Origin of the sequence: Amycolatopsis sp. lyj-84 (assembly GCF_046549075.1) — a bacterium.
Taxonomy (GTDB): Bacteria; Actinomycetota; Actinomycetes; order Mycobacteriales; family Pseudonocardiaceae; genus Amycolatopsis.
This window is the reverse complement of record NZ_JAJPWO010000014.1, coordinates 136,246-154,853: the sequence shown is the minus strand read 5'-3', so window position 1 is coordinate 154,853 and position 18,608 is coordinate 136,246. Positions and strand designations below refer to the sequence as shown.

At 69.0% G+C, this 18,608-nt stretch carries 18 protein-coding genes and 1 pseudogene; 6 read left to right on the top strand and 13 right to left on the bottom strand.

Annotation, left to right across the window (positions count from 1 at the left end; genetic code table 11):
* The first annotated feature begins 112 nt into the window (after positions 1-112).
* The gene (locus ACLJRM_RS34500) at positions 113-1,435 is read left to right on the top strand and encodes a neutral zinc metallopeptidase (protein ID WP_101606257.1); all 1,323 of its coding nucleotides are present in this window, start codon (positions 113-115) and stop codon (positions 1,433-1,435) included.
* 355 nt (positions 1,436-1,790) lie between these two features.
* On the opposite strand, the gene ACLJRM_RS34495 is transcribed toward ACLJRM_RS34500, so the two are convergent.
* The 10 genes from ACLJRM_RS34495 to ACLJRM_RS34450 all read right to left on the bottom strand — a co-directional run bounded on the left by ACLJRM_RS34495 (position 1,791) and on the right by ACLJRM_RS34450 (position 10,516).
* The gene (locus ACLJRM_RS34495; protein ID WP_101606258.1) at positions 1,791-2,972 is read right to left on the bottom strand and encodes an acyl-CoA dehydrogenase family protein; all 1,182 of its coding nucleotides are present in this window, start codon (positions 2,970-2,972) and stop codon (positions 1,791-1,793) included.
* Entirely contained in the window at positions 2,972-3,901 is a 930-nt protein-coding gene (locus tag ACLJRM_RS34490) for a 3-hydroxyacyl-CoA dehydrogenase NAD-binding domain-containing protein (RefSeq protein WP_101606259.1), read from the bottom strand. The genes ACLJRM_RS34495 and ACLJRM_RS34490 overlap by 1 nt, the downstream gene beginning before the upstream one ends.
* Complete coding sequence (locus ACLJRM_RS34485) at positions 3,898-4,644, bottom strand: acetoacetate decarboxylase (protein WP_101606260.1); 747 nt, start codon at positions 4,642-4,644, stop codon at positions 3,898-3,900. The genes ACLJRM_RS34490 and ACLJRM_RS34485 overlap by 4 nt, the downstream gene beginning before the upstream one ends.
* A gap of 1 nt (position 4,645) precedes the next feature.
* Positions 4,646-5,413 carry a crotonase/enoyl-CoA hydratase family protein gene (locus ACLJRM_RS34480; RefSeq protein WP_410665466.1) on the bottom strand — a complete coding sequence of 256 codons (768 nt, stop codon included), beginning with the start codon at positions 5,411-5,413 and terminating at the stop codon, positions 4,646-4,648.
* A 23-nt stretch (positions 5,414-5,436) separates the two neighbouring features.
* Positions 5,437-6,594: a CaiB/BaiF CoA transferase family protein gene (locus ACLJRM_RS34475; RefSeq protein WP_410665465.1), complete on the bottom strand. Its 1,158-nt coding sequence runs from the start codon at positions 6,592-6,594 to the stop codon at positions 5,437-5,439.
* Between the two features lie 428 nt (positions 6,595-7,022).
* A complete protein-coding gene (locus tag ACLJRM_RS34470; RefSeq protein ID WP_101606263.1) occupies positions 7,023-7,931 on the bottom strand; it encodes a LysR family transcriptional regulator in 909 nt (302 codons plus the stop codon).
* Between the two features lie 4 nt (positions 7,932-7,935).
* Positions 7,936-9,285, bottom strand: a complete 1,350-nt coding sequence (locus ACLJRM_RS34465) for a histidine kinase dimerization/phospho-acceptor domain-containing protein (RefSeq protein WP_410665464.1) — start codon at positions 9,283-9,285, stop codon at positions 7,936-7,938.
* Positions 9,282-9,971 (bottom strand): response regulator, encoded by a 690-nt coding sequence (locus ACLJRM_RS34460; RefSeq protein WP_410665463.1) that lies wholly within the window; start codon positions 9,969-9,971, stop codon positions 9,282-9,284. Before ACLJRM_RS34460 ends, ACLJRM_RS34465 begins: the two co-directional genes overlap by 4 nt.
* Positions 9,972-9,983: 12 nt before the next feature.
* Positions 9,984-10,151, bottom strand: coding sequence for a hypothetical protein (locus ACLJRM_RS34455; RefSeq protein ID WP_168214250.1), 168 nt, complete (start codon positions 10,149-10,151; stop codon positions 9,984-9,986).
* Positions 10,148-10,516: a hypothetical protein gene (locus tag ACLJRM_RS34450; RefSeq protein WP_410665462.1), complete on the bottom strand. Its 369-nt coding sequence runs from the start codon at positions 10,514-10,516 to the stop codon at positions 10,148-10,150. Before ACLJRM_RS34450 ends, ACLJRM_RS34455 begins: the two co-directional genes overlap by 4 nt.
* A 73-nt stretch (positions 10,517-10,589) precedes the next feature.
* Between ACLJRM_RS34450 and ACLJRM_RS34445 the strand changes: the two genes are divergently transcribed.
* The 3 genes from ACLJRM_RS34445 (at position 10,590) to ACLJRM_RS34435 (ending at position 13,890) form a co-directional block, all read left to right on the top strand.
* Positions 10,590-12,377, top strand: a complete 1,788-nt coding sequence (locus tag ACLJRM_RS34445) for a CocE/NonD family hydrolase (RefSeq protein WP_410665461.1) — start codon at positions 10,590-10,592, stop codon at positions 12,375-12,377.
* Positions 12,378-12,910: 533 nt separating this feature from the next.
* Positions 12,911-13,492 carry a TetR/AcrR family transcriptional regulator gene (locus ACLJRM_RS34440; protein WP_101606268.1) on the top strand — a complete coding sequence of 194 codons (582 nt, stop codon included), beginning with the start codon at positions 12,911-12,913 and terminating at the stop codon, positions 13,490-13,492.
* Between the two features lie 35 nt (positions 13,493-13,527).
* The gene (locus ACLJRM_RS34435; RefSeq protein WP_101606269.1) at positions 13,528-13,890 is read left to right on the top strand and encodes a winged helix-turn-helix transcriptional regulator; all 363 of its coding nucleotides are present in this window, start codon (positions 13,528-13,530) and stop codon (positions 13,888-13,890) included.
* Here ACLJRM_RS34435 and ACLJRM_RS34430 read toward each other — a convergent pair.
* On the bottom strand, positions 13,880-14,497 hold the full coding sequence (locus ACLJRM_RS34430; protein WP_221472726.1) for a response regulator transcription factor: 618 nt from the start codon (positions 14,495-14,497) through the stop codon (positions 13,880-13,882). The genes ACLJRM_RS34435 and ACLJRM_RS34430 overlap by 11 nt on opposite strands.
* A gap of 7 nt (positions 14,498-14,504) precedes the next feature.
* Positions 14,505-15,735: pseudogene (locus tag ACLJRM_RS34425) on the bottom strand (sensor histidine kinase).
* A gap of 115 nt (positions 15,736-15,850) precedes the next feature.
* Here ACLJRM_RS34425 and ACLJRM_RS34420 point away from each other — a divergent pair.
* Complete coding sequence (locus tag ACLJRM_RS34420; RefSeq protein ID WP_410665460.1) at positions 15,851-17,305, top strand: ArnT family glycosyltransferase; 1,455 nt, start codon at positions 15,851-15,853, stop codon at positions 17,303-17,305.
* Between the two features lie 2 nt (positions 17,306-17,307).
* A complete protein-coding gene (locus ACLJRM_RS34415) occupies positions 17,308-17,961 on the top strand; it encodes a GOLPH3/VPS74 family protein (protein WP_410665459.1) in 654 nt (217 codons plus the stop codon).
* On the opposite strand, the gene ACLJRM_RS34410 is transcribed toward ACLJRM_RS34415, so the two are convergent.
* Entirely contained in the window at positions 17,944-18,564 is a 621-nt protein-coding gene (locus tag ACLJRM_RS34410) for a TetR/AcrR family transcriptional regulator (RefSeq protein WP_101606273.1), read from the bottom strand. The genes ACLJRM_RS34415 and ACLJRM_RS34410 overlap by 18 nt on opposite strands.
* Positions 18,565-18,608 lie beyond the last annotated feature (44 nt).

Below are 18,608 nucleotides of genomic sequence, written 5' to 3'. Positions count from 1 at the left end.
AACCAGAGACGGGAATGGTGTGATGAAGCGTCGATCCGGTTGGGCGATCGTGGCAAGCCTGTCTCTGTTCCTCACCGGTTGTGCCGCGACGGTAGGGGGAGCGGCACAACCGGTGGACCCCACCCGGGTCGCCGGGCTCGAGATCACCGACGGGCCCAGTGGGCTCAAGCCCGGCGTGCTCGACGCCGCGCTGCCGGTCGACGGCGGGGACGGCGGCGAGATCGACAAGCTCGCGGCCAACGCCGTCGCCGACGTCCAGCGGTATTGGCGCGAGCACCTGCCGGCGGTCTTCAACCGTGACTTCCGGCCACTGGCCACCCTCGCCTCTTACGACTCGGCGGGCCGCGGTCGTGTGATCTGCGGAGCCACGACAGCCGGGTTGGTGAACGCGTTCTACTGCTCGGGCCAAGACATCGTCGCCTGGGATCGCGGGGAACTGCTGCCGATGCTCAACGACTCCATCGGCCCGGCGGCGGTCATGGCGGTGCTCGCCCACGAGATCGGCCACGCGGTCCAGTTCCGGCTGGGCCTTCCGGCGGCGACGCCGTCGATCGTCAAGGAACAGCAGGCCGATTGCTACACCGGCGCGTATCTCCGCTGGGTCGCCGAGGGCAAGTCGCCGATGTTCCAGGTCTCCACCGGCCGCGGGCTCAACGAGGTGCTCACCGCGTTGTTCCAGATCCGCGACTCCGCCGGGGTCGCCTTCGACGACGACGGCGCGCACGGCAACGCCTTCGATCGGGTTTCCGCGTTCCAGTTCGGCTTCACCGACGGGCCCGCCCGCTGCGCGATGATCGACGAGCGGGAGATCGAAGGCCGCAGCACCCAAGGCGGTTTCGGCTCGGCCGCGGCGAACGAGCGGGCGGCGGCGGAGAACGTCCGTCTCGATGACCGCGAAGCGCTGGCCGATCTCACCACCAGCCTGCGGCAGGCATTCCGGCTCGCGGCCACCCCGCCGACGCTCACCACCGGAGCGGCCTGCGGGGTGACGACGGAGGACGCGCTCGCGTCCTACTGCTCGGAGTCCAACCAGATCAACCTCGACCTCGACGGCCTCGTCCGCATCGGCACCCCGCCGCGCAGGGGGCGGCAGGGCGGGATCGGTGACTTCGCCGCGTTCGCCGAGGTCGCGTCGCGCTACACCCTCGCCGTCCAGCAGGAGGGCGGTTTCCGGCTCGACGGGCCGGTGGCCGCGCAGCGCACGGCCTGCCTCACGGGGTTCTGGGCATCGACCATTGTGGACGGTAAACGCGGATCGCTCACCTTGTCGCCGGGAGACCTCGACGAGGCCGTCGCCGAAATGCTGACGCGGAACAGCCTGATCGCGGCGGACGTCCGGGGCCGGACGCTCCCGGCGGGTTTCGCCAGGGTCGCCGCCTTCCGGGACGGCTTCTCCTCCGGTGACCAGGACACCTGCGGTAACAAGTACCGCTAAATCCGTGAAGGCCTCCTTCCCTACGCTGATCACTTGTCGAGGGGTAGGTCAAAGGTGTCCTTCGCCGCGTCCGACGCCGAGCGGTCGTGTCGCGAAAGCCACTTTCGGGACTTCTGATGTCCCGAAAGTGGCTTTCGCGACGCCCCGGAAAGTCTGGTGCGACCAGACCCACACGGTGGCGGAACCTTCAGCCCTGGCCAGGGACGGCGGGACCCAGGACAACGGTGTTGTGAAAGCCTCGTTCGCAACTTTCACCGTTGCGAACGAGGCTTTCACAACACGAGTACGCCACGCTTGCCCTGCTCCTGAAGAGAACCACAACCGAGGGAAGGGGGCCTTCACGCGCAAGTGCGGTTTACACGAAGGCGCTTTGGCCGGTGATGGCCTTCCCGACGATCAGCGTGTTCATCTCCCGGGTGCCTTCGAACGAGTAGATCGCCTCGGCGTCGGTGAAGAACCGCATGATGTCGTTGTCCAGCACGATCCCGTTGCCGCCGAAGATCTCGCGGCCCCAGGCGACGACCTCCCGCATCCGCGAGGTCACGAACGCCTTCGCCAGCGACGAGTGCTCGTCCTTGAAGATCCCGGCGTCCTGCAAGCGGGCCAGTTGCACGAGCATGCCCCACGACGCGGTGATGTTGCCGAGGCTCTTCACCAGCATGTCCTGCACCATCTGGAACCGGGCGATCGGACGGCCGAACTGCTTACGCTCCTTGGCGTAGTCCAGCGCGAGTTCGTAGGCGCCGATCATCACGCCCAGCCCCTGCCAGGCAACGCCGCCGCGGGTCGCGCGCAGGATCTCCGCGACGTCGCGGAAGGAGTCGATGCCCTGTAGCCGGTTGGCTTCCGGCACCCGGACGTCGGTCAGCGTGATCTCCGCGTTCTCCACGATCCGGAACGCGAACTTGTTCTCGATCTTCACCGGGACGAACCCGGGCGAGTCCTTCTCGACCACGAAACCCTTGACGTTGTTGTCGTCCTCGTCGCGGGCCCACACGATGACCAGGTCGGCGAAGGTCGCGTTCCCGATCCACTTCTTGGCGCCGTTGAGGATCCAGGTGTCGCCGTCACGCCGCGCCGTGGTGCGCATGCCGCCCGCGACGTCGGAACCGCCGAGCGGCTCGGTCATCGCGAACGCGCCGATCTTGTCCATCGCCGCCATCGACGGGAGCCAGCGGTCGCGCTGCTCCTGGTCGCCACCGGAGTAGATGCTGTACATCGCGAGTCCGTTGTGGACACCGAAGAACGTGGCCACGGAGGGATCCGTGCGGGTCATCTCCATCGCCATCATCCCGCTGAGCAGGTGGCTGGTGGCCGGGAGGTGCTCGCCGTAGCCCTCGTAGGGCAGCCCGGCGAGGCCCTGTTCGCGGAACTTGCCGACGAGCTCGTGCGGGAATTCGCCCTTCGCCCAGTACTCGTTCACGAGCGGCTTGACCTCGGTGCGCATGAAGTCGCGCGCCTTGAGCAGCAGCTTGCGCTCCTCGTCCGGCAGCAGGGCTTCGTAGTCGTAGAAGTCGGCGGTCAGCTGGTCTTCCATCAGTTCTCCTCCTTGCCGGCGTTGTCCAAAGCGGACAGCACCGCGAGCTGCTTGCGGTCGCGCGCCTCGGCGAGTTCCGAGTACGTGGAGGAGCCGTAAGCGGATTCCACGGCTTCGATGAGCCGTTCCTGTTCTTCGGGGCTCTGCGAGGGCTGGCCGAGACCGGCCCACATCTTCTTCATCGACTTGCCGATGTGCTCGGCCATGTGGCGGTAACCGCCGGGGCCGCCGCCCAGGTGCGAGCCGAGGAACGGCCCGACCGTCGACCAGCGGATGCCGAGCGAGTTCGTCATCACCGCGTCCACTTCGGACGGTGACACGACACCCTGTTCCACCAGGTAGATCGCCTCGCGGCTCAGCGCGTTCTGCAGCCGGTTGCCGACGAACCCGGGGATCTCCTTGCGTTCCACCACCGGAGTGCGGCCGACGAACCGGTAGAACTCGACGGCCCGGTCGACCGACTCGGCACCGGTACGCTCGCCGGGGACGACCTCGACCAGCGGGATCAGGTGCGGCGGGTTGAACGGGTGCCCGATGAGGACCCGGGAAGCGTCGTCCAGGTCTCCCGTGAACGCCGTCGAGGGGATCGCCGAAGACGAGCTGAGCAGCAGCGCGTGCGACGGTGCCTCGCGGACCAGGGTCGCGAACAGGTCCTTCTTGAACTCGACGTTCTCGGGCCCGTTCTCCTGCACGACATCCGCGTTCCGGACGGCTTCGGTGACGTCAGCGGCGAGGTGGACGCGAGGGGCGAGGTCCGCGGCGTCCCGGCCGAGATGCGGGGCGAAGTCCGCCAGTGCGCCTGCGACGGCGTCGGCGAGGTCCGGCCGCGGGTCCGAGACCCAGACGTCCAGGTCGTGCGAGGCGAACAACGCCGTCCACGAAAGGCCGATGGTCCCCGCGCCGATCACCGCGGCGGTGCGAAAAGTCATGACCGTGCTCCCTTCAGGTAGTCGAAGACCGGCTTGACCGGGGCGAGCGTCAGGTCGGTGAGGATGTGGCTCGCGGAAACGACCTCCAGCACCGGGAGATCCGCCAGCGGCGCCAGGACGTGCTGGAACAGTTGCAGCCGCGCGGGTCCGGTCCACGCCTCCTTGACCACCACGTCGGTGATCTCGGTGCGGACCAGTTCGAAGACCCGGGGCGAACCGTCGTAGTCCGGGATGGTCTTGAGCATGAACGTCGGCACGGTGATCTGCGCTTCGGCCTCGCGGACGTCCAGCCGGTGGTGCTTGTAGCCCATGGTCGCGGTCGCGACGCGCTGGCTGCCGTAGTCGAGTGTCCCGACGAGCGCGCCGTTCTCGGCGAACAGCTTCGGCGAGCCGATGGTCTTCGGGTACGCGCTGATCTCGCGGCCGGACGCGGTGGCCGGGAAGTTGTCGAGGTACATCGCGTGCAGATACTCGCCGCGTTCGCCCTCGAAGCTCACCGGGATCGCCTGGCCGGACTCGGTGTAGGGCCCGTAGCCGCTGACGTCGCCCATCTTCATCACCTCGAACCGCACCAGCGGCTCGTCGATTTCCAGGGGCTCCGGGACGACGGCGCGCAGGGCGTCGGCGTCGGTGCGGTAGACGATGTTGAGGTACTCGCGGTTGGTGAACCGGGGCACCACCGGCGCGTACGCCGGGTTCGTGAGCGGGGTGGTCACGTGCCGGAGGACTTCTTGCTGCTTCATCTCACTCACCTGTCCACTGCGGAGCGCGGCGCTCGGCGAAGGCCTGCATGCCCTCGCGGACGTCGGCGGACTTCATCAGCGCCGGCATCTCCGAACGCTGGGTGGCAAACGCTTGCGCGTCCGGCACGCCGTCGGCGGTGCGGACGATCTTCTTGACCAGTGCCAGCGCCAGGGGAGCGTTGGCGGCGATCTGCTCGGCGAGTTGCAGCGCGACGGCGGCGGCCTCGCCGCTCGGGACGACCCGGTTCGCCAGGCCCAGCCGTCCGGCGCGCTCGGCGCTGATCGGCTCGCCGGTGAGCAGGAACTCCATCGCCAGGTGGTGCGGGATCCGCTTCGGCAGCCGGATCACGCCGCCACCGGCGGCGATCAGCCCGCGCTTCACCTCGGGCAACCCGAACTTCGCGTCTTCGGCGGCGACGATCAGGTCGCAGCCCAGCGCCAGCTCGAACCCGCCGCCCATGGCCCAGCCCTCGACGGCGGCGATCAGCGGCTTCGACAGCTCCGCCTCGGTCAGCCCGCCGAACCCGCGGCCGGGGATCTCGGGCGATTCGCCCTTCAGCGCCGCTTTGAGGTCCATGCCTGCGCTGAACGAGCCGTCCGCGCCGGTCAGGACGCCGGCCCGCAGTGCGGGATCGGATTCCAGCAGGTCGAGTGCTTCGGCGAGCCCGGCCGCGACGGCGGCGTTCACCGCGTTGCGGGCCTGCGGCCGGTCGATCGTGATCAGCAGCGTGCCGCCGACCCGTTCTGTCCTTACTTCTGTGCTGCTCATGGTTCTTCCTCAGCTGGGTGTGCTCAAAGCGTGGTGGCGAGTTCGCGCAGGACCTCTTCGGTGTCCTGACCCGGCAGAGGCGCCAGGCGCCGGACGGAGCCGGGGGTCGCGGAGAACTTCACCGGGATGCCGATGGTGCGGATCGAGCCCTCGCTCGGGTGCTCGACGACGTCGAGCAGGTGGCCGTCGCGGACGTATTCGTCGTCCTGGGCGTTGTCCAGTTCCAGGACCGGGGCCATCGGGATGCTGTGCTTCGCGCAGACCTCGGTCCACTCTTCGGTGGTCAGCGCCGGGGCGCAGTCGGCGATCAGCTCGGCCAGCGCCTCGTGGTCGGCGCCGTCGATGGCGTCGCCGTTGACGCGCGGGTCCTCGGCCAGTTCCGGCCGTCCGGCGGCGTGGAAGAAGTCGCGGAAGTTCTGCGGGTTGTAGGGGATCACGCAGGCCATGCCGTCCTTGGTGTGCACCGCCTTGTGGCCCGGGTTCATCGACGGGCCGAAGCCGGTCGGGCCCTCCGCGGGTTCGAAGACGTGCCCGGCGAGGTGTTCGACGAGGTTGAACGCGATCAGCGTGTCGGTCATCGGGATCTCGACCCGCTGGCCCTCGCCGGTCTTGTCGCGGTGCACCAGCGCCGCGAGCACGGTGTAGGCGATGGTCAGGGAGGAGACCTTGTCGCCGATGATCGTCGGCAGGTAGACCGGCTTGCCCAGTGCGCGGTTCGCGACGTCGACCAGGCCGGACGACGCCTGCACCGTCTCGTCGTAGGCAGCGTGGCCCGCGCGGTCGGAATCGCTGCGGAAGCCCTGCGCGTGGGCGTAGACCAGGCGGGGGTTGCGTGCGGCGACGTCGGCGTAGTTCATGCCGAGCCTGCTCAGCGCACCCGGTCGCATGTTGGTGATCAGCACGTCTGCGGTGTCGATGAGCTCGAGTGCCTGATCGCGCTGCTCCTCGTCCTTGAGGTTGAGGGCGACGCTGCGCTTGTTGCGGTTCACGTTCAGGTTGAGCGGCGTCATGCCCGGCGTCGTGCGGAACTTGCCCACCCGCACGGTGTCGGCGGGGGACTCGATCTTGATCACGTCGGCGCCGAGGTCGCCGAGGATCTGCGCGGCGTACGGTCCCATGACCACCGTCGAGAGGTCGATCACGCGAACGCCGTCCAGTGGTCCGGTGGCGGTCTGAGTCATTTTGCTTCCCTTCGCCGTTGTTCGCTCTACCTTCGAAGTTAGGCGCGAATGGCGATAAAGGGAATGATCAAGAAACGAAGAATGGTATGACCGCGGTGGTCATACCATTTATTGTCCGAATTGGACGCGTTTGGTCGGCGTGCGCGGGTCGTGAGTGATTATTGTTTTTATCGAGGGGTATGTCAGACGTGTCCTGGCGGTGGCGGACTTCAGGTGGGCGTGTCGGGCCGGGTGAAGGGGGCCTTCGAGACACGATGTCAAGTCATCCGATACCAGGTGCCCCGAATGTGGCATTGGGGACACTCAACGGCCCCAATGTCACAGTGGGCGCACACCTCAACGCCACGGCACGTTTTCCTTACCTCTCAATAGAACGACACTTGCCACCCACGACCACCTTGACCGAGGCGAGAGGCGAGCGACCCTCGTCAGGTCGAAAGCGGTTCGGCGAAGATCTCGCGGACTCCGGCGACGAGTTCGGCGAGGTCGCCGTCCTCGGCGCGGTCCCGCCGCCAGACCAGAGAAGTCTCCAGCTGGGGGCGGAAATCCGCGAACGGCAGGATGGTGGCGCCGTCGACCAGGAACAGGTGCATCGGACTGGCCGGATCGAGCATGGTGATCGAGAACGAAGATCCGTTCGCCACCAATTCCGAGATGCCCGAATATTCGGTTCCGCCGACTTTGAGCCTTTTCTTGATCCCCGCGTTGGACAATTTACGATCCATGTCGTCCGAATAGGCCGGAATGCTTTCCGAGGCGGACGCGATGTAGGACAGGTCACTCAATTCGGCGATGTCCACCGTTTCCCGCCCGGCGAACCGGCCGGCGGGGACGACGGCGCCGAGCCGCTCGACCTGCACCGGGATGATCTCCAGCGCGGGATCGGTGACCGGCATCCGGACCAGCGACAACGCCAGTTTGCCCTCGTGCACCGCGGCGACCAGATCCGGCGTCGTCCCCGGCCAGCGTTTGAGTTCGAACCGGTCGTGACAGTGCTCTTCGAGCCGTTTGACCCGTTCGCGCAGGGCAGGATGCACGCCCGCGGGCATCCCGATGAACACGGTGCTCCGCCGCGGCTTCACCGCCTCCTGCAGCCGCCACGGAATCGCGTTGACCTGGTCGAGGACGTCCCGCGCGATCGGCAGCAGCGCCGAACCGGCCGCGGTCAGCGTGACGTGGTGCGTGCTGCGGTCGAACAGCCTGTGGCCGAGTTCGTGTTCGAGATCCTTGATGCGCTGGCTCAGCGGGGAGGCGGCCATGTGCAGCTTCCTGGCCGCCTGGGAGAAGTTCAGCTCCTCGGCGACGGCGACGAAATACCGCAGGTGCAACATCTCCACGTGATCACCCTAACCGGAAGGCGACGGTGAACGCGGCTCCGCCTTCCGGCGCCGGACCGGCGGTCAGGGTCCCGCCCATGCGGGTGACCAGGCCGTGCGCCAGCGCGAGCCCGATCCCCGAACCGACCGGACGGCTGTCGCGGTACCGCTTGTTCAGCACCCCGCGCTCGAACGCGACCGGGTAATCCTCCGGCGCGAGGCCGGGCCCGCCGTCGCGCACCGCCAACCGGGCCTGTCCCTCGCCTGCGACCAGGGAGAACACGATCGGCGCGCCCGCCGGGGTCACGCGCAGGGCGTTCTCGGCCAGCCCGTCGACGACCTGGCGGAGCCGTCGCGGATCGGCGACGACCGGGACCTCGCCGGGTGTCCGCTCGACCAGCAACGTCACGTTCTGCTGAGCGCAGCGCAGCCGCCAGACGTCGGCGCATTCGTCGACGAGCGCGGCGAGGTCGAGCCGTGCCGGATCGAGGGGGAATTCGTCGGCGCCGAGTCTCGCCAGTTCCAGCAGGTCGCTGACCAGGCGTTCCAGTCGTTGCGCCTCGCGGTGGATGGTCTCCCCGGCTCGGCGGGCGTCCTCGCCTTCGGCCACGCCGTCACTGATCGCCTCGGCGAATCCGGTGACGGCGGTCAGCGGCGTCCGCAGTTCGTGCGACACCGAAAGCAGGAACTCGCGTTGCCGTGCCTCGCTGTACTGCAGGGCGTCGGCCAGTGCGTTGACCGACTTCGCCACGTCCGCGACCTCGGACGGCCCTTCGACGGGAACCCGCAGGTCACGGCGTCCGGAACGCATCCCGTTCGCCACCGACGCGGCCCGGCGCAGCGGACGGGACAGCATCCGGCTCAGCACCAGTCCCGCGATCGCGGCGACCGCCAGCCCGGCGCCCAGCGCGAGCACGGTGTTGCGCACCAGCATCCGCCCACGGGCTTCGCCGGTCTTCGTCGACTGGACGAGCGCGAACGCCGCCCCTTTCGTGCCGACCGTGCGGACCTCGACGAGGTACTGCTGACCTTCGACGAGCACCGTGCCGGAGCGGGTGAACCCGGCTTTGGCGACGGCGATCGCCGCCACCGTCCCGTCGCCGTCGAGTGTCCCGTTCGGACGGCGGACGACGACGTCGATCCCTTGCCCCCGAACGACTTCCGCGACCTTGCCGGCGCCGAGCCGGTTGCCGATCCCGGTCTCGTCGAGCTGGCTCGCGACCACGTCGGCCTGCGCCGAGAGCGACTGCCGGAGCACGTCGGTCCCGGTGGTGCGGATCAGGCGGGCCGCGACCAGTCCGGCCACCACCACCGCGACTGCGGCGATCGCGAGGCACACCACGGTGATCCGCAGCGCGAGCGAGGTCCGCCTCATCCGGCGTCCGCCGCGTACCCGATGCCGCGGACCGTCCTGATCGGACTGTGCTCACCCAGTTTTCCCCGGAGCTGGGCGATGTGGACGTCGACGGTTCGCGTGCCCGCCGAAGCCGCGTAACCCCAGACGGAGCTGAGCAGCTGGTCGCGGCTGAACACCTGGCCGGGTCGTTTCACCAGATGGGTGAGGAGATCGAACTCGGTCGACGTCAGCGCGATCTCGGTGTCGGCGGCCCAGACGCGGCGCTGGGTGACGTCGACGCGAACGCCGCCCGCCGCGTAGGTCTCGGCTGGCGGCGCGGATCCGGCGGCGCGGCGCAGCACGGTCCGCACCCTGGCCGAGAGTTCACGCGGGCTGAACGGTTTCGTCAGGTAGTCGTCCGCGCCGATCTCCAGGCCCAGCAAGCGGTCCAGTTCGTCGTCGCGGGCCGTCACGAACAGCACCGGTGTCCAGTCGCCGTCCGCGCGCAGCGTCCGGCAGATCTCGATACCGTCCATTCCGGACAGTCCGATGTCGAGCACGATCGCGACCGGGCGCAGCCGCCGGATCGTGGCCAGCGCCGCGCCGCCGTCCGCTTCGACCAGCACGCCGAACCCGTCCCGCTTCAGGTAGAGCGAGGCGAGTTCGGCGATCGCGGGGTCGTCCTCGACGACCAGCACCAGCCCGCGTCCCGGTTGTGTCGTCACCGGCAGATCCTGTCACGGGGCCGGGTCGCCGGCCATGTCCTGCTCGATCGAGTCGAGGGTGCGCTGCACGTCGCCGAGTTCGCCCGGCGCCGGTGCCGGACTCGATGCCTCGGTGTCGTCGCAGGCGGCGGTGCCGAACAGCGCGAGCGCGGTGAGACTCGCGGCCAGGAGGCGTTTCACTTGCCCGCCTTGCAGTGCGCGCCCGCGAACGCGTCGAGCTTCTGCTTCGCCGCGGTGAGTTCGGGGAGGCGGCTGCTGCGCTTGTCGGCCCGCTTCTGGAGCCTGTCGGCGGTGTCGTTGTGGTTCTTTTTGCGCTGGTCTTCGGCCCTGGCCTTGAGGTTCGCGACGGAACCGCGGATCTCGGGGCCGCCGTTGATGCGGTCGGTGAGCTTCGTGGTGCGCTCGGTGAGCTTGGGCAGCCATTCGGCGCACAACTGCTGGGACTCTTCGGGGCTGAGCGTGATCGGGGTCTGCGCCGAGGCGGCCGGGGCGAGGGCGATGAGTCCGGCCGCGGTCAGGCAGGCGGCGATGGTGTGTTTCAGCATGCGAAGAGCCTCGCGCGGCCGGATACGAGGAATGTGGGGGTGATGTTCGGGTTCTGTAAGCGATACTCGGACGATGGGGCTGAAGACTTTGACCGCCACCGTGGTGGCGATGCTGCTGGCCACCGCCGCACCGGCGACCGCCGCGCCACCCGCGTTCGTCCTCCGTGACGGCGTCAGCGCACCGGTGTTCTCCTACGAGAAGGCCATCCGCGAGACGGCTTGGGTGGAGACCGGACAGGACCTCGACCGCGACGGACAGGTCGACCGGGTCGCCGCCGACATCGTCCGGCCGTCGGAACCCGCCGGCCGTATTCCGGTGATCATGGACGTCAGTCCGTACTTCGAGAAGATCGGGCGCGGCAACGAGCGGCAGCCGAAGACGTATCTGCCCGACGGCACGCCTTCGCAGTTCCCGCTCTTCTACGACAACTACTTCGTCCCGCGCGGGTACGCGGTCGTGCTGGTCGACGTCGGGGGCACCAACCGTTCGTCCGGGTGCTTCGACGACGTCGCCTCCGGCAACGCGGTCGTGAACTGGCTGAACGGCCGCGCGAGCGCGTTCCGGACGCCGTTCGGGCCGGAGCGGGTCCGCGCGGGCTGGGCGAACGGGTCGGTCGGCGCGATCGGGAAGTCGCAGGACGGTGCGACGGCGATCGGGATGGCGGCGTCCGGGATCGACGGGCTGAAGACCATCGTGCCGATCGCGGGGGTCAGTTCGTACTACGAGGTCCACAACTCGCACGGCGCGTACTTCGGCTGGGCGGGCGGGCCGGGTCTGTACAACCCGCGTGCCGAGAAGCTGTGCCAGCCGTTCGAGGACGACAACGCGAGACGCGCGGGGACGGACGGGAACTTCAACGAGTACTGGCGCGGACTCGACTACGTCGCGAAGACCGGCAAGGTGCGCGCAAGCGTTTTCGCGTCGATGGGCTTCCACGATCTCAACGTCAACCCGATCCAGTTCGGGCCCTGGTGGGAGGCACTGAACGCGTACGGCGTGCCGCGGAAGGCGTGGCTGCACCAGGCGGCGCACGTCGACCCGTTCGACCTCGACCGGTCGCTGTTCGTGAAGACCCTGCACCGCTGGTTCGACCGGTGGCTGCTCGGCGTCCGCAACGGCGTCGAAACCGAACCGGCGATCCGGATCGAACACACCCCGGACCGCTGGACCGACGAACGCCGCTGGCCTCCTGCGACGCGGTCGCACACCCTGTGGCCTTCTTCGGATGGAGGGCTGGGGAAGCGTCCTGCCGCCGGTGCAGCTTCGCTGACCGACGACCCGGCGCGTGGCGCGTCCCAGTGGGTGGAGAGCCCGTCGCAGGCCAGCCCCGAGCGCCTGGTCTTCGCGGGTGAGCCGGTGCGCGCGGACACGCGGATCGCCGGGACCGCCACGGTGACGGTGACCGCGCGCTCGGACAAACCGAGCGCGCGGCTCGGCGCGGTGCTGGTCGACTACGGGCCCGCGACCGTGCGGAACACGAAGTTCCCCGCGCTGGGCATCAAGAACCTGACGACCCGTTCCTGCTGGGGCGCGGGCACCGCCGCCGATACCGGGTGCTTCCTCGACACCGCCGCTGATCCGGTCGCGGTGGACAAACGGATCGTGGCGACCGGCTGGGCGGACCTCGGGCATCATCGGTCGCTGTGGCGGGGCGAGCCTTTGGTACCGGGGAAGGCGTACACGATGACGTTCCGGCTGAGCAGCCTCGACCACGTCGTCCCGGCCGGGCACCGGCTGGCGCTCGTCCTCGGCGGGACCGACGCGGACGTGTTCGATCCGGCGCAGCCCGCGCCCGGTGCCCGGGTGACGTTCGAACTGGGCGGGACTTCGCTTTCGGTACCGGTCGCGAACCGCGTTTAGTCCTCTAGATGCGGTCGGGACGGGGCCGGAGCGTGTCATGAAAGGGGCTTTCAGGACGAAATATGTCCTGAAAGCCCCTTTCATGACACCGTGGCCACCCCGCAAACGGATTCACTCCTGAATGCTCGCGACCGCCCCCGCGATCGATGTCCCCAAAGGCGCATTGGGGTACCAGTGGCTGGTGAGCGCGTGAGGTGTTACCCAAGGTAAGGGGTGTGTGGAAATAGAGACGTTGAACGTCCCTATTTCCACACACCCTCCCGTCTTCGGCTGTCGTGGCCGGGTCGGTCACGCGGGACTGTGTGGATTTCGGGTCATCTAACGCCCCAAAATCCACACAGTCAGTCGCCTGCCCACGATTACGCGGACGTTCGCCCGCGAACTACCGCAATTAGTCCTCTAGATGCGAAGGGCACGGGCACCGCCTGCCGCCACGCGCGGACGAGAGCCTCGTGACACGGCCCTCGCGCGGCGCCCCATAAAGTAGGCGCATGGCAGCCCCACGACGCACGCAGGAGGAACGCAGCGCCGCGATGCGCGTCAGGCTGCTCGACGCCACGATCGACTGTCTCGTCGAGTACGGCTACGCGGGCACCACGACCACCCGCGTCGCGGATCGCGCCGGGGTGACCCGCGGCGCGCAGGTGCACCACTTCCCGACCAAGACCGACCTCGTCACCTCCGCCATCCGGCATCTCGCGGCCAGGCGCACCGAGGTCGCGATGGCCGAGATCGACCGGCTCAAGGCGTCGGCCGACCCGGTCGGGGACGCGTTGCAGCTGCTGTGGGAGATGCACCAGGGCCCGGTCTTCTCGGCGACCGTCGAGCTGTGGGTGGCGTCGAGGACCGATCCGGAGCTGCGTGCGCAGATGGCGGTGGTCGAGCCGATCGCGACGAGCAGCCTGGTCGAGTTCGGCAAGGCGCTGCTCCCGGACCATTCGGCGCATCCGGAGTTCCTGCACGCGGTGTACACGGCGATGGACGTCGTCCGCGGCATCCTCATCGCCAGCTGGGCGACCCGCGACCAGGCCGAACTGGAGGCGCGCTGGGAGCGCGGCCGCCGTCACCTGATCCTGCTGTTCGAGGCGCTGATGCAGCCCACTCCCTCTCGCTAGGCGTGTTACTCTCCCCGGGAGAGTGAGGAGGTCACGTGCTCGGAAACCCGTACGACCCCGACTGCCCCACCCGCGCCCTGCTCGACCGCATCGGCGACCAGTGGACCGTGCTGATCGTCGGCGTGCTCGGCGACGGCCCGCTCCGGTTCACCGAGATCGGCAAGCGCGTGCGCGGAATCTCGCAGAAGGTCCTCACCCAGACGCTCCGCAGCCTCGTCCGCGACGGCATCCTGACGCGGACCGCGTACCCGGAGATCCCGCCGCACGTCGAGTACGAGCTGACCGCCCTCGGCCGCAATCTCGCCGAACCGCTCGAGATGCTCGACAAGTGGGCGCGCGTGCACATGGGCGAGGTCCTCGACGCCCGCAAGAGCTACGACGGCCAGCTCAGCGCTTGACCAGACCGGCCTCGTGCGCCAGCAGGCCCGCCTGCGTCCGGTTCGCGCAGTCCAGTTTGACCAGCATCCGCGACACGTAGCTCTTCACCGTCGCCTCGGCGAGGTGCAGCCGAGCCGCGATGTCCGCATTGGACAGTCCTTCGCCTAGGCAGGCCAGGACGTCCGTCTCCCGTTCTGTCAGCCCTTCGGTCTTCCGCCGCGCGTCGTCACCGCGACGCCGTCCGTCGGCCGACATCGCCACCAGCCGTTGCGCGGCCTCGGGGGAGAGCACGGTGTGCCCGTCGGCGGCCACCCGGACCAGGCCGATGAGGTCCTCGGGCGGCGTCGACTTCACGAGGAATCCGGCCGCGCCCGCCCGCAACGCGCGGATGACGTAGGTGTCCGCGTCGAACGTCGTCAGCGCGACCACCGCGGGCGGGTCCGGGAGTTTCGCGATCCGCTCGATGGCGGTCAGCCCGTCGACACCGGGCATCCGCAGGTCCATCAGCACCACCCGGGGCCGGTGCCGGACCACGGCCTCGACCGCCTCCGCGCCGTCCTGCGCCTGTGCCACGACCTCGATGTCCTCGGCGGAACCGAGGATCGTCCGCAGATGCGCGCAGACCATCGGCTCGTCATCGACGACGACCACCCGGATCACGCATCTCCTTCCGCAGTCGGGACGTAGGCCGGAAGTATCGCATCGACGCGGTACCCGCCGCCCGCTCGCGGCCCGGCTTCGAACCGGCCGCCGATCAGCTCGACACGCTGCCGCAGCCCGGCCAGCCCCGCGCCCGAACCGCTGCCCGCCAGCGCCGGATCCGGGGTGGCACCCGCCCGCGTGTTCTCCACGGCGACGTCCAGGCCACCCGCGTGGTAGCGGAGCTCGACGGTCGCTGTCGAGCCCGGCGCGTGCTTGCGGATGTTCGTCAGCGCCTCCTGCACCACGCGATAGGCGGTGCGGGCGACGGTCGGGGAGATCCGCCCGGGGTCGCCGCGCACGGTCAGCTCGGTCGGGATGCCCACCGACGCCGATTCCGCGACCAGCGTCGCCGGATCGCCCGCCGTGCCGTCGGTGAGCGTGCGCGGCTCCGCGTTCGCGCCGTTGCGCAGCACCCCGACCAGATCGCGCAGTTCGTCGAGTGCCAGCGCGCCTTCGCGCCGGATGTCCTCGGCGGAGGTCCGCACCGCTTCGTCCGCCGAGACGACGCCGAGCGCGCCGGCGTGCAGCACCATCAGGCTCAGCCGGTGCGTGACGACGTCGTGCATCTCCTCGGCCAGTTTCCGCCGCTCCTCGGCGCGGGCACGTTCGGCGAGCAGGTGCTGCTCGCGTTCGGCGCGTTCGGCACGGTCGCGCAGCGAGCGCAGCAATTGGCGCCGGGCCTCGAAGTACAGCGAAATCGACGTGGGCAGCGCCGTGCCCAGCAGGCCGAACGGGGTCGTGCTCCAGTGCGCGTCCCACGGCCGCGACGCGCAGACCACCAGGATCGCGGTCAGCCAGAGCAGCGTCCGCCGGTCCATCAGGCGGGCCAGCTGGCTCAGCACGACCGGGGTGATCGTCGGGACGGTCATCAGCGTCAGCTGCCGCTCCGGCACCAGCAGCCCGGGGGAGAACAGGTCGGACGCGAGCATCAGCAGCGCCCCGGCCGTGATCAGGCCCCCGACCAGCCGCGGGAACCGGAACAGCAGGATCAGCGAGAGATCGAGGAACACCTGCAGGGTGACACCCGCGGCGGGCCCCGCCCACCCGGTGGTCGGTTCGCCGAACACGTACAGGGTGATGTCCAGGCCCACGAACGCGAGCGCCGCCAGCGTGAGCCACACGGTGTCGACCGGACCGGGCCGGAACGGCCTGCTTTTCTCCACCGGCTCAAGGTAACCAGCAGGGTGTCCCCTCGCCCGGGATCCGCAACTTTCGTCTATGCGGTCACCATCCTTACCCGGTTTCCTCCGACCGGCCGTCCGCGGTGAAGTGGAGATCATGAACATCGCGACCCAGACAGTCCGAACAGGACAGGAGCAGGCCTTCGCCCGCCTGCCGGTGTTCGTCGTCGCCGCGCTGGCCGGAGCCGCGCTGCTGGCCACGAGCGGCCGGTACGCGCACGGCTTCGACGAGCTGTACTTCCTGATGGCGGGCCGGGACCATCTGGCATGGGGGTACTTCGACCAGCCACCGTTGATCCCGGCGCTGGCCGGGGCGATGGACTCGCTGTTCCCCGGTTCACTGGTGATGCTGCGCCTGCCGATGACGCTGGCCGCGGCCGCCGGGGTGGTCGTCACCGCGCTGATCGCCAGGGAACTGGGCGGCGGGCGCGGCGCGCAGGTGCTCGCGGCCGGGCTCTACGCCACGTCCGGGACGATCATCGTCAGCCACTGGATCGGCACCTACGTCTTCGACCCGTTCCTGTGGACGGTGATCGTCTGGCTGGTCGTCCGCTGGGTGCGCACCCGCCGCGACGGGCTGCTGGTCTGGGCGGGGGTGGTCACCGCGATCTCGCTGCAGACGAAGTTCCTCATCCCCGCGTTTTGGGCGCTCGCCCTGCTCGCCGCGCTGGTGCTCGGGCCGAGGGAGCTCGTGCGACGGCCGAAACTGTGGCTGGGCGCGGGATTCGCCGTCGTCGCGACGATCCCGACGTTGCTCTGGCAGGCGTCGAACGGCTGGCCGTACCTGATCATGAACGACGTCGTCTCGGCGGAATTCCCCGGCACGTGGCCCTTCCTGCGCGACGGTTTCCTGACGGCCGGCGTCGGGGCGGGCGTGCTCGCGTTCGTCTACGGCCTCGTCCGGCTGCTCTCTTCGCGTGAACTGCGCGGCTATCGCTTCCTGGGGGTAGCGATAGTCACGCTCATCGTCGCGTTCCTTGTGCTGCACGGACGTTCCTACTATCTGATGAGCGTCTTCGCGCTGCCGTACGCCGCCGCGGCGACGGGATTCGCGAAGCACGTCCCTCGGTGGCGGCTCGTGGCGTGGCCCGTGATGGTGCTTTCGGCGGCGATCACCCTCGCCGGCCTGCCGATCTACCCGGCGACGATGACCCGGACGAGTTTCGGCCCGATCACCCTCGGCAGCTCCTTCGCCGGAGGTGAACTGCCGCAGCAGGAACTGGTCAAGGCGATCGGCGAGACCTACGCGGCCCTGCCGCCGGAGCAGCGGGCACGCACCGCCGTCTACGCCGAGATCTACCCGTTCGCCGCCGCGACCGAGTTCTACGGTCAGCGGTACGGCATCGACCACGTCTACAGTGGCCACCGCGGCTACTGGTACTTCGACCGGCCCCCGGAATCCGCGGACAGCGTGCTCTTCCTCGGATTCGATCCGGGACTGCTCAAGCCGTACTTCGCCTCGGTGACACCGGTGGTGGAAGGACTGCTGTGGCGGTATGACGGCAGACAGGGTTCCTGGGACGAGATCTGGCCCAAGCTGGAAAGGCACTGACGATGACCGAACTTTCCCTGCCCGCCAAGGCGTATCTGCTCTCGTGCAACGTCGGCAAGGACAAACTGCGGGACAGGCACCGGACGGCACTGCTGATCCGCGGTGCCGCGCTGACCGACCTCGTGCTGCGCGGCCGCGTCGCCGACGCGGACGGCCGGGTCGCGGTGTCCGGCGCCGGACCGACCGGCGATCTCGTCCTCGACGAGATGCTCGCCGAGATCGCGGGAGAGAGCCCCCGCAAGTGGAAGTGGTGGGTGCGCAAGGACGCGCGCGGAACCTTGGAGGCACTGGAGTCCCAGCTGGACACGACGGGCGTGATCGAACTGAAGACCGGCCGGACACTGGGCCTGTTCCCGTCGCGTCGCCCGATCGTGCGGGACCCCGCCGTCGTCGACAGGCTGCGAGCCCTGGTCGATCAGGCGTTGCGCGGGCCGTCCCCGGCGTCCGATGTGGACGCGAGCGACGCCGCGCTCACCTCGCTGGCGGCCGCCGTCGAACTCCGCGACGTCGTCCCCGGAAAGCTCAGGCGCCAGTACAAGGACCGGATCGAGGAACTGTCGGAACGGGGCGGGGACGCGGTTCCCGCGCTGCGGAAGCTGTTCCGGGAACTGCGGGCGGTGCGGGCGTCCGCCGTGTCCTCAGGCAACGGGGGCTGAGCCGAACAGCCGGTCGAGGTAGTAGTCCACAGTGGACATCGCCTCGTCCGGCGTCCGGTGCTTCATCACGATGTTGGTGCCCTGCGAATCCGCGAGCGCCCAGAGGATCGTCGCCTCGTGCATCGCGTCGGACGACTTGTCGACATCGCCCGCGTCCTGGCCCTGGCGGATCAGCACGGCGAACAGTTCGAACAGCTGAGGCACGCCTTCGGTGAGCGCGACCCCGAAGGAGGGGTCGGAGATCGAGCGGATGAAGAACGCGACACCCATCAGCCAGTCGCCGCGGCGGCGTTCGTCGAGCGGCAGGATCTCGGCGATGATCGCGCGCAGGATGGCCTTGGGGGTGGAAGGCACTTCGCCCGCGTCCAGCCGGGCTTTGAGGCGCTCCTCGTACATCTGCGAGCGGCGCTCGATGGCGAAGAGCAGCATCTCGTCCTTGGTCTTGAAGTAGTGCTGCACCAGGCCCATCGAGATGCCCGCTTCGGCGGCGACGTGGCGGAGGCTGACTCCTTCGAGGCCGCGCGTGGCCGTCAGCCGCCTGAGCGCCTCGGCGATCTCCACGCGGCGCGCGGTGTGATCCACCTGCTTCGGCACCTTCACCATCCGTTCCGAGGTTTGCAATGCGATCGCATTGCCACTACGGTCCC